The organism is Massilia violaceinigra (assembly GCF_002752675.1).
GTDB lineage: Bacteria > Pseudomonadota > Gammaproteobacteria > Burkholderiales > Burkholderiaceae_D > Telluria_A > Telluria_A violaceinigra.
In genome coordinates this window covers 5,279,509-5,292,916 of record NZ_CP024608.1, presented here as the reverse complement: position 1 = coordinate 5,292,916, position 13,408 = coordinate 5,279,509, and the positions used below count along the sequence as shown (strand labels likewise).

Here is a 13,408-nt window from a genome sequence, read left to right as displayed (position 1 = left end):
CCCGGGCAACGACTATCGCGCGCGTTTTGACGGGAGATCGCGTTCTATGCCGGAGACATGCGCCATTCTTGATGCAGATTATGCTTTTCGAACAAATCGCACGGGCTTCTGGACGTGTGGCGGTGCGGCGCTTTACGCTGTTTGCATCAACCACGTCAATCATCGGAGAACGTATGCAAACCGCCCTACTCACCATTCCCGCCATGCAGAACCAGAGCGCCGCGCTGGCCGTCGCCCAGGCGCTCGAAGCCGTCGCCGGCGTCGAGACCGTGCACCTGACCCTGGCCACCGGCAGCGCGCGGGTCGGCTTCGACGGGGCGCGCGCCTCGGCCGAGCAGTTGCGCTTCGCCGTGGCCGCCGCCGGCTTCACGGTGGCGCCGCCGGCAAGCGGCGGTTGCTGTGGCGGCTGCGGCGGCTGAGCCGCAGACGGGGCGCGCATTCGGCATCCGGCCGGCGCGCTCTGCGGCGCGAGCGGCACCAGCCGTGCCGCCCATATTGCCGATCAGATCGGCGTTCCCGACGCTATTTGAGGCGGTGCTCGACGGCGAACACGGCAGCCTGTACGCGGCTGGCCAGTTTCAGCTTCTTGAGCACGTTCTGGACGTGGATCTTGACCGTGCTTTCGGCCAGGTCCAGGTTGCGGGCGATGCATTTGTTGCTTTCGCCACGCGCCAGACTCTCGAGTATTTCCTTCTCGCGCGGGGTCAGCTTGTCGAGCTCGGACGCGGGAGCGTCGCCCGGGCCGCCAGCCTGCAACTGCGCCACCAGCTTGCCGGTCATGGCTTCTGCCACCACGGTTTCTCCGGCGGCCGCGCGGCGGATTGCGCGCAGCAGGTAATCGGTGTCGATGTTCTTGATCAGGTAACCGCTGGCGCCCGCGCGCAGCGCCGTGGCCAGGTCGTGCGACTCTTCCGACACGGTCAGCATGACGATGGCCGTATCCGGGCAATCCTGCCGCATCAGCTGCAGCGTTTCGACGCCGGACATGCCGGGCATGTTCAGGTCCAGCAGCACCACGTCGGGCTGCAGCTGGCGGGCGCGCTTGATGCCTTCGACGCCGTCGGCCGCCTCGCCGACGACGGCAAACTCGGCGTGGCGCTGCAGGAGCGAGCGTATGCCGCTGCGAAACAGGCTGTGGTCGTCGACCAGCAGCACGCGGATCGGTTCATTCGTGGTGTCCATGATTCCTCTATCTATATTAGTATCAGGCGGCGCGGCGGCGTTCCTGCGGCAAGGTCAAGGCGATCGTGGAGCCCGCGCCGGGGCTGGACGTAACGGCCAGCGTGGCCTCGATGCGCTGGGCGCGCTCGCGCATGATGTGAATGCCGACGTGGCTGTCGCCGCGGCCTTCGACCAGCGCCGGATCGAAGCCGACGCCATTGTCTTCGATGCTGAGTAAAAAATCGTGCTTGTCTTCGAGGCGCACCAGCACCCGGCTGGCTCCCGCGTGCTTGCGCACGTTCGACAGCGCTTCCTGCACGATGAACAGCAGTTGCAGCTGCTGCTCGCGCGGGAACGGAGCGCCGTCCACGTCGGCCACCAGCTCGGCGGCGATGCCGGTCTGGCGGCGGAATTTGTCGACCGCTGTTTCCAGCGCGCCGACCAGGTTGCCCTCGACCAGACGGCTGCGGAAGTTGTGCAGCAGCTCGCGCACATCCTCGTAACTTTCCTGCACGCCGGCGCGCAGGGCCGGCACGATTTCTTCGACGTCGCCGAGCTTGCCATCGCCGACGGACTGCTCCAGCATCTGCACTTGCAGGTTGAGGAAGTTGAGGCCCTGGGCAATGCTGTCGTGCAGCCCCTGGGCCACGAGGTTGCGCTCTTCGGACACCGCCATTTCGCGTTCGCGCGCGCCCAGGCGCAGGTTTTCGATGGCCGTGCCGAGCAGCTGGCCCAGCGTTTCGAGCAAGCCCTGTTCGCGCGCATCGAGCACGCGGGCCGAACGGAAATGCAGGTTGAAAAAGCCCAGGTGCTGCTGGTGCGCATAAATATGGAACACCGAGACGGTGGCGAAGCCTTCGCGGTGGCATTCGAGTTCGTAGCCCTTGTCGAGCTTGCGCAAGTCGTGGATCACCGTCACTTTTTTCTGGACCGCTTCGCCGCACAGGCAGTCGCCGACCTTCATGCAGTGTTCGCGCTCGACCAGGCGCGGCGACAGCCCGTGGTGCACCACCATGTGCAGGTTGTCGCGGCCGGTATCGAGCACGCGCACCGAGCCGCCATCGGCATGGAAATAGTCGCTGATGCGCTGCAAGAACCCCTGGCAAAGCGGCTCCACCGGCTGCGGACGCTGCAGGAAGGCGGCACTGTCGTACAGCAGGGCCAATTCGCGGTTCTGGTGTTCCAGCGCGGCCGTCTTGGTCTGCACCAGGTCGGCCAGATTGCCGTACAGCGCCTGCAGGCGGTCGGCCATCTGGTTGAATCCCTGCGCCAGCTGGCCGAATTCGTCGACGCTGTCGACCGCGAGGCGCACTTCGAAATCCTTGTCTTTCATGCGGTGCAGGCCTTCGTGCAGGCGCGTGACAGGTTCGATGATCAGGCTGAACATGAGATAGATCAGGCTGACGGTTCCGACCAGGGCCAGGGCCAGCAAGGCCAGCTGGGAAGCGCGCAGCCAGAAAGTGCGGGTTTCGCTGTCGCGCTCGATCAGCTGGACCAGCGCGTTGACCCGGCCGGCGAAGCGGTCGGTACGCGCCAGGTAGCGTTGCAGGGCGCCGTCGCCGACGCCCTGTCCGGCCGCCAGCGCCCGGGCCGCGGGACGCAGTTCGCGCTGCCAGTCGGTGTTGATGCGCTCGAATTCGCCGAGGATGGCGCCGGTGGGCGGCAGGAACAGGGGTCGCTGCGGGTCGCCCAGGCGCAACTGGGCCAGGGTGGCGTCGATCTGCGCCATCTGCTGGCCCGCGCTGGCCTGGCGCGGCGCATCGTTCGCGGCGTCGCCCTCACCCGTTTGCGACAACAGGATTGCTAGCCGGTAGCTGCTCATGCGCAGGCTGCCGGTATCGTTGATGGCGGCGGCGCTGCCTTCGAGCTGCCAGGACAGGTACAGCGTCACGCCGATGGCGCACAGGGCCAGTGCGAGGAAACCCACCAGCGCGCCGACGATCTTGGTCGAGAGCTTGTGGCGGGAGGGAATAAGGGTGTCGAGGGTCATGGGTACTCCTTGCTGACGCCATGATACGCTGCTGCAGTGCAAAACGTTCCCGCCGGAATGGCGCTCATCCGCCGGTCTGCGACATGAAGCGGATGATTTTGCCGGGTTGCTCGCGAAATTCGTGTTTTTCGGGCTTGAGTTCGATGGCGGCGCGGATCGCCTGCTCCAGCTCGGCATCGCTGGCGCCGCCGCGCAGCAAGGGCCGCATCTCGACCTTGTCTTCCTGGCCGAGGCACAGGTAAAGGGTGCCGTCGACCGACAGGCGCACGCGGTTGCAATCGGCGCAGAAATGCTGGGACATCGGGGTGATGAAGCCGACGCTGGTACGTCCGTCCGGCGTGGCCAGGTAACGCGCCGGACCGCCGCCGAGCGTGGCCGGCTGGTGGATCAGGCCGAAATGGCGGCGCAGGTGGCGTTCGATCGGGCCAAGATCGAGCCAGGTGGCGTCGCGCCCGGTAGCGCCCATGGGCATCGCTTCGATCAGGCGCAGCACGAACTGGTGCTCGATGCAAAAGGCGACCATGGCGTCGATCTGGTGCTCGTTGACGCCGCGCAGGGCCACCATATTGATCTTGATCGGATCGAAACCGGCCGCCTTGCCGGCCATGATGCCATCGAGGATCATGCCGAGGCTGTCGCGCCCGGTGATCTGCTGCATGCAGGCGCGGTCGAGCGAATCGAGGCTGACGTTGATGCGCGAAACGCCCGCCGCGCGCAGTTCGGCGGCGTGGTGCACGAGGCGGGTGGCGTTGGTCGAGAGCGACAGGTCGTCGATGCCTGGCAGGCTGGACAGTCGCCCTGCCAGTTCGGCCAGGTTGCGGCGCAGCAGCGGCTCGCCGCCGGTCAGGCGCAGCCGGCGCGTGCCGAGACGGGAAAAGGCCGCCACCAGGCGCTCGATTTCGTCGAAGGTGAGCCAGTGCTGCGGTTCCTCGAAGCCCTTGAAGCCTTTGGGGATGCAATAGCTGCAGCGCAGGTCGCAGCGGTCCGTCACCGACAGGCGCAGGTATTCGATCGATCGCCCGTACCGGTCACGCAGCATGGCCCTACTCCCTGAAGATTGATGACAGACTGATTGTAGCGGGATGGGGTGGATTTGAATGTGCCCATGACGGGCTAGCTGGACTAGTCATAAAGAACTAGATGCCGCGCCGTATCTGACACAGCGCGCTGCGCATCCTGTGTAACAATTTGACATCGTCATTCCAACCTGTCTGTTTATCCATGCTGACCACACTTGCCATTGCCAATTACCGCTCGCTGCGCGACCTGATAATTCCCCTCCAGCAACTGAACGTGATTACCGGGGCGAACGGCAGCGGCAAGTCGAGCGTGTACCGCGCGCTGCGCCTGCTGGCCGAGACGGCGCAAGGCGGGCTGATTCCCGCGCTGGCGCGCGAGGGCGGCCTGCAATCGACCTTGTGGGCAGGGCCGGAGGATATTTCCCGGGCAATGCTGGCGGGACGGCACGACGTGCAGGGAACGCGACGCACGCAATCGATCAATCTGCGGCTCGGTTTCGCCAGCGACAGCTGCGGCTACCTGATCGACCTCGGCCTGCCGCTCAAGTCGGACATGCCCAGCGCTTTCATGCTCGATCCGCATATCAAGCGCGAGTGCATCTGGACCGGCCCTTTTTTGCGGCGCGGCGCCCAGTTTTCCGATCGCAGCGGGGCGATGGTCAAGTTCAAGGATAGCGCCGGCGAGTGGCGCGTGCTGACCGCGGGCCTGGCCACCTTCGACAGCATGCTGACCCAGCTCGGCGACATGCGCGACGGCGTGGAAATGCTGCAGTTGCGCGAGCAGGTGCGCTCGTGGCGCTTTTACGACCACTTCCGCACCGATGCCGACGCGCCGGCCCGGCGTTCGCAGATCGGCACGCACACGCCGGTGCTGAGCAACGATGGCCACGACCTGGCCGCGGCGATCCAGACCATCATCGAGATCGGCGATCCGGATGCGCTGGACGAAGCGGTGGACGACGCCTTCCCCGGCGCGTCGCTGGAGGTGAGCGTCAACGACGGACGCTTCGAGCTGCACATGCAGCAGCACGGCCTGCTGCGCCCGATGCGTACCAGCGAGCTGTCGGACGGCACCTTGCGCTACCTGCTGTGGATCGCCGCCCTGCTCACGCCACGCCCGCCCGAACTGCTGGTGCTGAACGAACCGGAAACGAGCTTGCACCCCGATCTGCTGGCGCCGCTCGGACGTCTGATGGGCAAGGCGGCACGCCATTCGCAGATCATTGCGGTGTCGCATGCCCGCCGGCTGATCGACTCACTGGAAAACCAGCGTGGCTATCAGTCGATCTGTCTGGAAAAGGAGTGTGGCGCGACCCGGGTGGTGGGCATGCGCGAGCTGGAAAAACCGGCATGGCACTGGACTACGGGTTGATGCCGAGGCGCGCCGATGGCGGACGCGCCGGTTCCTGCCTGCGATCAGAAGCCAGGTTTTGGCCCCTCGGTTTCATAGCTCGCGGCTTCGGGTTCGCCGTCGATCAGCGCAGGCAACTGCTCGGCGAGGGTCTTGAAATGCGACGTCTGGAAGTGTGCATCCAGATCGGCCCGGCTCTTCCACAGCTCGAAAAAGACGAACTTGTTCGGGGTATGCGGCGATTGAAGGAAGTCGTAGCGAATGCAGCCGGGCTCAGCGCGCGAGAGCGGCGCCAGCATGGCGGCGAGTTCGATCAGGGCCGGGGCGGCGTCCGGTTTGGCGGTGAGTGTTACGGAAAAAACCAGCATGTGTGCTCCAGGCGTACGTTGAGAAAGGAAAGATTGCGGCGGTTTTCCCGATGCGCATGCAAAATTGAAACTTCAACAATCTTTTCAGAATTATAACCGCCCTGCTGCTATGCCGCTGGCAGGCGCTCCATTTCGCCGATCATGATCAGCGACAAGGGCGTGCCTGTTTCCGGATGTGCCGGTTCGCGCAGGTCGACCAGGCGCAGGCCGCCATCCCTGAACAGGCCGAGCCAGCTTGCGAGCGTACGAAAGTACCAGGGCGCGGGATCGGAAAACGCATTGCCGAAGCCGGCCCAGCTGCCGGCGCGCCAGCCGTCGCGGTAGTCGCCTGCGGCGCAGGCCGCGGCCGGATGCATCGTCTGGACGATCAGCGCGCCGCCGGCGGCCAGGAACGAATGGGCTGCGCGGAACACGCCTTCCACCGATTCCTTTCCCAGCAGCGAGAAGTTGCAGACCGCGACATCGGCAGCCATGGAGAGTTTGCCTGCGCCGATCTCTTCGTACGAGAGCACCCGAAAATCGCCCTCGCCCGCCGCGCGCGCCTGCCCGATCAGCGCGGGAACGACATCGACGCCGACCATGGCGACCCCGTCGAGCGCGCGCACCAGCCAGCCTTCGCCACAGCCGATATCGATACCGCTGGCCGGCGCGCGGCTGCGCACGGCGTCGACGATCGCCTGGTTGGTAACGAGCATGCGGCTGGCGATGGCGCCGCTGCGCACGGCGTCGGTCCATGGATCGCTGTTCTTCATCCAGGAATCGATGATTTTCTGGTCGCTCAATGGTTTCATGATGGGACGTGTCCGGCTCGGAGTGAAGGATGGGTGCGCACGGCGATTTTACCGTGTCAATCGCCGCGCGCCGTGCCGCCCTATAGGTTAGGTGCGCCACATACCGCCCCGCCGTTGTTACGTACCATGAAGTCTGCCTGCTTCGCTACCGAAGCGCATCGCACGTATTGACACTGAAAGCGGAGACGACATGGACTCGGTTAACAAGAACCAGCCGGAAGATAATTACAAGGATTTGGGCGGCAGCGAAGCGCTCGAGAAACTGAACGAGTTGGTCGACAGCGCGGAAACCTGCTTCTTCTGTACCCGGCATGAGGGCAGTGCAAGGCCGATGAGCGTGCGCCAGGTGGATGAACAGGGCAACCTGTGGTTCCTCAGCGCCGACGACAGCCACAAGAATGAGGAGATCGCCGCCGATCCGGCCGTGAAGCTGTATTTCCAGGGCTCGACCAATTCCGAATTCCTCGTCCTCGACGGCGCGGCCACCATCACGCGCGACAAGGCCAAGATCAAGGAACTGTGGACCTTCATCCTGAAAACCTGGTTCACCGAAGGCGAAGACGATCCGCGCATCACGGCCATTAAAGTCACGCCGGGCCAGGGCTACTACTGGGATAACAAGCACGGCAAGGCCGTCGCGGGCGTGAAGATGCTGGTAGGCGCCGTGATCGGCAAAACCCTCGACGACTCGATCGAAGGCAATATCACCGTATAAGGCCGCACCGCGCAGCCGGCGACGGACCGCGGTTGGCGGGACGCTGGCGGCGGCCGTTCTCCAGTCAGATTAAACGGCAGCTCATGCCACGCCCATCGCCCGCGCCAGTTTGCATAGATAGTCATAGAGTCGCGCACTGGAGTGCGGCATGTGCGGGAGCAGCGATTTGTAATCGAAGTTGGGGCGAGTGGTCGCCCACGTCAGCGCTGCCGCTATCCGTTCGAGCGTCTCATCGTCGTGATCGGCCCTGATCAGGCTTGCCTGGGTTTGCGCCAGCCCGGCAAAATCGGTGACGTCATGCGTGAACAAGATGCGGTAGAGAACGAGGCGCAAGGACTGGACGCGTCCGAGGTCGCGCTCCGCACGGGTCTGTATCAAGCGGGCACTCCGGCCTGAACGCTGTCGACATCCTCAAAGAAAACGCCGATCCAGGCATCGAGCGCCGCCCAGAAGTTGACCACTTCGGGATGCCCCGGATCGTCATGCCACCAGATCAATCCCGTTGCGATGCCGTCAGGCGCCGAAAAATCAAGACACAGATAATCGCCACCGCCGTTATGAAAAACAGTCAGGACCTTGCCGATATCGACGGGCATGCCGGCGGCCATCTCGTCATCGATATCGAAGCGGTCATCGGACAGGTAAGCCCAGTCCCCGACAGGCAGCGGCCCCATGGAATTGGCGGACAAAAAGGTCCAGCCGTTGTGGACCATGGTGTAAAAATCGCGGAACTGTTGCGGGATGCGCGGCCACAGCGCCCGGAACTGTTCAGGCGCGGCCGGCAGCGGCGGATGCCCGCGATACGCATACAGCTCGCCGCCAGCGGTAAACGGATACAGCAGCGACACGGCACGGTCCACATCGGCCAGCAACAGCAGCGGCCTGGCTTGTTTGTTGAAAAAGGCCGCCACGTTCGGCAATTGCGCCGAAAAATCGCGCCAGCCGGCGGATGCCTCCAGGCGCCCGCTCGCCTGCTGCGCCTGCAGGATCGCCACCCATTGCGGCGGCACCGCCAAGCCGGACGGGAGTTCAGCCGCCGTTTCCGCCAACACCGACGCCCGGATGAAGCGCGGCAGCGCATCCCACATCATTTGCTTGCTGATATTCATGATCATGCCGAATGACCGAGACGACCGGGCTTGCTATCTGGTGCGTGAAAGGACATCCCGCGTTGCTCCCGCAAGTGTAAAAAACAGATCGATTCCGACCGCTGCACAGGCTCGAGCAGCCGCGTAACATGTAAAAAAAGGAAGCTTATCTTTTTGGAAATTGGATATACTAGCATGATTATGTTGATTTTTAGATACTGAATTCAGCCTTCCGACGACCATGACCAAGCACGAGCCCGCATGACAAATCATTCCGATTCAAACGGTTGGACCAGTTTCAATAGTACCTTGCGAAAAATGCAGCAGAGCTACGAGATGGCGGGCGACCAGGCGCGGCGCGACATGCACCGGCGCCTGCGGCGCCTGTCGAATCACATGGTCGAGTCGCTCGAACGCATAGGCGACGCCACGCTGCAGATCGAAAGTGTGCGTTGCGGCATGTTTGTTTCGACAGCGCTCGACCGTTCCGAACACCGTTTCACGGAATTGCTCAAGGCCCAGCTGGCTGGCCTGGACCTGTCGCAGGTGTGGGTGGTCCTGTGGGCGGCGGCCAAGGAAGTGGCCCTGTATGTGGGCGGTGGCGCCGTGCTCGGCGGCGCCATCGGTGGCGGTCTGGGCGCGCTGGGCGGCGGTATCGGCGCGGTGCCGGGCGCAGCGGCCGGGTCCACCCTGGGCGCCCAGCTCGGCACCGAAGTCCTGGTCTGGATGGGTCTGGGCGAACTGGTCATCCACATCGGCAAGACCATTCCCGACATGGCCGTCAAGATGATCGAAGGCTTTGCCCTCGCCTGGCAGGCAGGCCGCCTGCCCGAAAACGCGCGCGCGCAGTCCGCCACCATGATGCAGCAGTCGGTCGAGGCGTTTGCCCAAGGCAAGATGCTGCTGTTCATCGCGATCCTGTCGGCCATCGCGCTCTATCTGTCGCGCGGACAAGCCAAGCAGACCATGCTGCTGCAGCATCTGAGCAACAGCAAGCTGGGACCCAAGTTTTCCAGCTGGGTTGGCGCCAACCGCGACAAACTGGTCAGCCATCCGGCCCTGCAGCCGCGTAGCGCCGCCGCCGATGTCAACGCCGCCGCGGCCGCCGCCAAAGTCAAACCAGCGCCGCCGGCAAGCAAGCAGGCGAGCGAGCCCGTGAACAACCCGGCGCCGGTCAAGGAAAAACCCCGCAAGGAAGGCGAAGCCGCCGAGTCCTGCCCGGTGTGCCTGCTGGTGGCCAATCCGGTCAACCCGATTTCCGGCAGCAAGATCCTGGCGGGCAACAGCGAGCGCGATTTTGCGCTGCCCGCCGCCCTGCCCCTGGTCTGGCAACGCATCTACAGCTCGGCCCAGCGCAAGGCTGGCTGGCTTGGCCAGGGCTGGAGCACGCCGTTGTCGGAGGCGCTGCACATCAGCGACGGCCAGGTGGTCGTGCTGGATGCGTTTCATCGCGAAATCACCTTCTCGCTGCCGCGCGTGGGCGACGCCCTGTATTCGCTGTCGGAAAAAATCACCCTGGAGCGCACCGGAGAACGCACTTTCGAGCTGATCGATGACAAAGGTTTGCGCAATCAGTTCGCCATGCTCGGAAGAGCGTACGACACCGCCGTACTGGTCGGCATGGTCGACGCCAACGGCAACAAGAACACCATCACCTGGAACGCGCGGCAACTGCCCGAATCCATTGAAGACAGCGCCGGCCGCGTGTTCGTGCTGGACTTCATCGAGCATCGCGGTCAGATGCGGCTGGGCAGCGTCAGCGTGCAGCGCGACCCGGTCGATTACGAGGAAGCGACCAATGAGGTGCTGGTGCACTACGCGTACGATGAACTGGGCAACCTGTCCGAGGTGCGCAACCGCATGGGCCAGGTCGTGCGTCAGTTCGCCTACAGCAATCACGTCATGGTCGAGCACGCGCAGCCGGGCGGACTGGTATCGCGCTACGAATACGATGAATATGAATGGACCGGCAAGGTCACGCGCAACTGGACCAACAATGGCATGTCGTGGGATTTCCGCTACCTTGCCGGCGAAACCATCGTCACCGACAACCTGGGGCGCCAGCAGCACTACCGCTTCGACAAGAAACGGCGCTTCACCGGCATGGTGGACGCCATCGGCGGCGAGACCACGCGGCGCCTCGACAGCAACGGCCACCTGATCGGCATCGTCCATCCGGGCGGCCAGAGCACCAGTTACCGCTATGACGGCCGCAGCCGCGTGGTGCGGGTGGAAAGCGGCGGCAAGGGCACCGGGATCGTGTACGACAACGTGTTCGACAAGCCAGCCCTGATCACCGATGCGCTCGGCGCCACGACCGCGCTGCGCTACGATGAGCGCGGCAACCTGCACAGCGTGACCGACGCGCTCGGCCAGCGCACCACGTACCAGTACGACGAACAGGGTCTGCCGGTGAAGGTGGTCGACGCCGCCGGCGGCGTCAAGCGGCTGGCGTTCAACCGCGCCGCGCAACTGATCAGCTACACCGATTGCTCGGGCCAGAGCAGCTACTACAGCTACGATGTGGACGGACGCCTGCTGCGCGTGACCGATGCCAACGGCGGCGCGACCTCGTATGCGTACGACGCCGCCGGACGATTGATGAGCGCAGTACAGGCGGACGGCACGACTGAACGTTACGAATACGACGCGCTGGGCCGCCTGCTCGCGCGCATCGACGCTGCCGGCAACCGCACCAGCTACGAGCTCGACGAGGACGGCAAGCCGCGCAAGCGCATCGATGCGCGCGGCGGCGTGCTCGAATACCGTTACGACGACGTGCGGCGCATGGCCGAGCTGATCAACGAAAACGGCGACGCGCACCGCTTCGTCTACGACCCGCTCGACCGTCTGATCGAGGAAACCGGCTTCGACGCGCGCCTGACGCGCTACCGCTACGACGACGGCGGGCAACTGGTCGCCAAGGAAGAACACGGCAGCGGCGCGCGTACCGAATACACCCGCATCGACACCAGCTTCGTGCGCGACAGCGCGGGCCAGCTGGTTGACAAGATCATCTCGCGCGTGACCGGCGAAGCGCGCGCCGAACAGCTGCGCCTGCGCTACGCATACGACGAACTGGGCCGCATGACCCAGGCCACCAATGCCGATGCGCAGGTGTCGCTCCAGTACGACGCCCTGGGCCGGCTGGTAGCCGAGCAGACCGATACCGACGGCGGCACCACGCTGCTGCGCCATGCCTACGACGAGATGGGCAACCGCATCCAGACCGTGCTGCCCGATGGCCGGGTGCTCAACAACCTGTTCTACGGTTCGGGCCATCTGCACCAGATCAATATCGATGGCGAGGTCGTCACCGACATCGAGCGCGACCAGCTGCACCGGCCGGTCAGCCGCACCCACGGCGCCCTGACCAGCCAGTTCCGCTACGACTCCGCGGGGCGGCTGCTGTCGCAGGTCACCGGACAGATCGGCGCGGGCGAAGGTGCCGGTCCCGTCATCGCGCGCCAGTACGAATATGACGACAGCGGCAACCTGCTGGCCATCGACGACAAGCGCAACGGCCGCACGGCGTACAGCTACGATGTGATCGGACGCATTCTGTCGGCGGTGCAGCCGCGCTCGGACGAGCGCTTCGCGTTCGACCCCGCGCACAATCTGCTCGATGACACCATCGCCGGCGTGGGCCGGGTCGAAGGCAACCGCGTGCGCGTGTTCGAAGACAAGCGCTACGACTACGACGCGCACGGCAATCTGAGCGAAAAACTGGTCGGCAGCCACACGCGCATGCGCTTCGAGTGGAATGGCGCGCATCAGCTGGTCAAGGCGGTCATCACGCGCAATGCGCAGGGCGACCAGCCGGCGGTGCACACGGTGAAGTATGCGTACGATCCGTTCGGACGCCGCATCGCCAAGCGCGACAAGGCCGGCACCACCCGCTTCGCCTGGGACGGCAACCGCCTGCTGGGCGAAGCGCGCGAAGGCCACAGCCGCACCTACATTTACGAGCCGGATTCGTTCGTGCCGGTGGCGCAGTTCGACATGGCCACGCCGTCGGGCGCAGATGCGGGCACCGAGGCCCGGCCCGTTCTTCACTATCTGCATACCGACCACCTCGGTACGCCGCGCGAAGCGACCGGACCCGATGGCGAGCTCGCGTGGGGCGCCACGTTCAAGGCATGGGGCGCGGTACTGGAAGAGACCGCGCCACAAACGGCAGCGCTGCCGGACGGCCTGGACCAGTTCCAGGCCATCCGTTTCCAGGGCCAATACCACGACATCGAAACCGGCTTGCACTACAACCGCTTCCGATATTACGATCCGGATGTCGGCCGCTCTGTGTCGTGCGACCCGATCGGTCTGCAGGGCGGCAACAATCTGCATGCCTACGCTCCGAATCCGACCCAATGGGTCGACCCGCTCGGGCTGACCCCGTGCCAGAAATGCGGCGCCGACCATACGGGAATGTCGTTCGAGCAAATATTGGTCGCCCATGGCGCCGAGAAGCGTGCCCTGATCGTCGCCGAAATCGAAGCGGCGGTTCAGCCATCGATTCAACGCATCCTGGCGCTCGATCCGAATGCACGGGTTGGCTTCCGGGGCAGCCTGGTCGATGGCTTGAAAAACGATACGAAGCTTGGGCCGCAGGGCGAGCGGGTCGCATTCGACGGTTTCGTGGCCACGAAAGATGGCAAGCCGTATACCGGGCAGCAAGGCTATGACGTCGATTTCCTTGTCGTCAGCGATGCACTGGCCAAAGGGTTCAAAAAGAACGTCTTCTTCAAGGATATCAGCAAACTGGATAAATCATTGAAGGGCACCTTCCGCGAGCTGCAAACCACGCTGGAAGGCAAGGAAGTGCTCAGCGGGATGAAGAGTGAGCTGCCTGTTTTCAGGGTGTTTACCGAGAGGCAAATCGCTAATAAACCGGACGCCCCCCACTATTTCACGCCAGTCGAATAAGG

Annotated in this window: 11 protein-coding genes; 4 read left to right on the top strand and 7 right to left on the bottom strand. The window is 64.3% G+C overall.

Annotated elements, in window-relative coordinates; translation table 11 throughout:
• The first annotated feature begins 173 nt into the window (after positions 1 to 173).
• Complete coding sequence (locus tag CR152_RS22865) at positions 174 to 419, top strand: heavy-metal-associated domain-containing protein (RefSeq protein WP_099878812.1); 246 nt, start codon at positions 174 to 176, stop codon at positions 417 to 419.
• 103 nt (positions 420 to 522) lie between these two features.
• On the opposite strand, the gene narL is transcribed toward CR152_RS22865, so the two are convergent.
• The 3 genes from narL to moaA all read right to left on the bottom strand — a co-directional run bounded on the left by narL (position 523) and on the right by moaA (position 4,190).
• Entirely contained in the window at positions 523 to 1,182 is a 660-nt protein-coding gene (gene narL, locus CR152_RS22860; RefSeq protein ID WP_099878810.1) for a two-component system response regulator NarL, read from the bottom strand.
• Positions 1,183 to 1,204: 22 nt separating this feature from the next.
• Positions 1,205 to 3,151, bottom strand: a complete 1,947-nt coding sequence (locus tag CR152_RS22855; protein WP_099878808.1) for a type IV pili methyl-accepting chemotaxis transducer N-terminal domain-containing protein — start codon at positions 3,149 to 3,151, stop codon at positions 1,205 to 1,207.
• A gap of 64 nt (positions 3,152 to 3,215) precedes the next feature.
• Positions 3,216 to 4,190 (bottom strand): GTP 3',8-cyclase MoaA, encoded by a 975-nt coding sequence (gene moaA / locus CR152_RS22850; RefSeq protein WP_099878806.1) that lies wholly within the window; start codon positions 4,188 to 4,190, stop codon positions 3,216 to 3,218.
• A 182-nt stretch (positions 4,191 to 4,372) separates the two neighbouring features.
• On the opposite strand from moaA, the gene CR152_RS22845 reads away from it, so the two are divergent.
• Positions 4,373 to 5,542, top strand: coding sequence for an AAA family ATPase (locus tag CR152_RS22845; protein ID WP_099878804.1), 1,170 nt, complete (start codon positions 4,373 to 4,375; stop codon positions 5,540 to 5,542).
• Positions 5,543 to 5,586: 44 nt separating this feature from the next.
• On the opposite strand, the gene CR152_RS22840 is transcribed toward CR152_RS22845, so the two are convergent.
• Complete coding sequence (locus CR152_RS22840) at positions 5,587 to 5,889, bottom strand: putative quinol monooxygenase (protein ID WP_099878803.1); 303 nt, start codon at positions 5,887 to 5,889, stop codon at positions 5,587 to 5,589.
• Positions 5,890 to 5,996: 107 nt separating this feature from the next.
• The gene (locus CR152_RS22835; RefSeq protein ID WP_099878801.1) at positions 5,997 to 6,680 is read right to left on the bottom strand and encodes a class I SAM-dependent methyltransferase; all 684 of its coding nucleotides are present in this window, start codon (positions 6,678 to 6,680) and stop codon (positions 5,997 to 5,999) included.
• Positions 6,681 to 6,870: 190 nt separating this feature from the next.
• Here CR152_RS22835 and CR152_RS22830 point away from each other — a divergent pair, with 190 nt between their 5' ends.
• Positions 6,871 to 7,395: a pyridoxamine 5'-phosphate oxidase family protein gene (locus CR152_RS22830; RefSeq protein ID WP_099878799.1), complete on the top strand. Its 525-nt coding sequence runs from the start codon at positions 6,871 to 6,873 to the stop codon at positions 7,393 to 7,395.
• An 81-nt stretch (positions 7,396 to 7,476) separates the two neighbouring features.
• On the opposite strand, the gene CR152_RS22825 is transcribed toward CR152_RS22830, so the two are convergent.
• Together CR152_RS22825 and CR152_RS22820 are read right to left on the bottom strand one after the other, a co-directional pair.
• A complete protein-coding gene (locus CR152_RS22825; RefSeq protein WP_099878797.1) occupies positions 7,477 to 7,773 on the bottom strand; it encodes a hypothetical protein in 297 nt (98 codons plus the stop codon).
• Positions 7,770 to 8,504 carry an SMI1/KNR4 family protein gene (locus CR152_RS22820; protein WP_208640179.1) on the bottom strand — a complete coding sequence of 245 codons (735 nt, stop codon included), beginning with the start codon at positions 8,502 to 8,504 and terminating at the stop codon, positions 7,770 to 7,772. The genes CR152_RS22825 and CR152_RS22820 overlap by 4 nt, the downstream gene beginning before the upstream one ends.
• A gap of 240 nt (positions 8,505 to 8,744) precedes the next feature.
• Between CR152_RS22820 and CR152_RS22810 the strand changes: the two genes are divergently transcribed.
• Positions 8,745 to 13,406, top strand: a complete 4,662-nt coding sequence (locus tag CR152_RS22810) for a DUF6861 domain-containing protein (protein WP_157778673.1) — start codon at positions 8,745 to 8,747, stop codon at positions 13,404 to 13,406.
• The last annotated feature ends 2 nt before the right edge of the window (positions 13,407 to 13,408 follow it).

What these genes read in the sequence shown, in the direction of transcription:
- narL (WP_099878810.1), bottom strand. Translation starts at nt 1,182, where the DNA reads ATGGACACCACGAATGAACCGATCCGCGTGCTGCTGGTCGACGACCAC.
- CR152_RS22810 (WP_157778673.1), top strand. Translation starts at nt 8,745, where the DNA reads ATGACAAATCATTCCGATTCAAACGGTTGGACCAGTTTCAATAGTACC.
- CR152_RS22830 (WP_099878799.1), top strand. Translation starts at nt 6,871, where the DNA reads ATGGACTCGGTTAACAAGAACCAGCCGGAAGATAATTACAAGGATTTG.
- CR152_RS22820 (WP_208640179.1), bottom strand. Translation starts at nt 8,504, where the DNA reads ATGAATATCAGCAAGCAAATGATGTGGGATGCGCTGCCGCGCTTCATC.
- CR152_RS22855 (WP_099878808.1), bottom strand. Translation starts at nt 3,151, where the DNA reads ATGACCCTCGACACCCTTATTCCCTCCCGCCACAAGCTCTCGACCAAG.
- moaA (WP_099878806.1), bottom strand. Translation starts at nt 4,190, where the DNA reads ATGCTGCGTGACCGGTACGGGCGATCGATCGAATACCTGCGCCTGTCG.
- CR152_RS22835 (WP_099878801.1), bottom strand. Translation starts at nt 6,680, where the DNA reads ATGAAACCATTGAGCGACCAGAAAATCATCGATTCCTGGATGAAGAAC.
- CR152_RS22845 (WP_099878804.1), top strand. Translation starts at nt 4,373, where the DNA reads ATGCTGACCACACTTGCCATTGCCAATTACCGCTCGCTGCGCGACCTG.
- CR152_RS22865 (WP_099878812.1), top strand. Translation starts at nt 174, where the DNA reads ATGCAAACCGCCCTACTCACCATTCCCGCCATGCAGAACCAGAGCGCC.
- CR152_RS22840 (WP_099878803.1), bottom strand. Translation starts at nt 5,889, where the DNA reads ATGCTGGTTTTTTCCGTAACACTCACCGCCAAACCGGACGCCGCCCCG.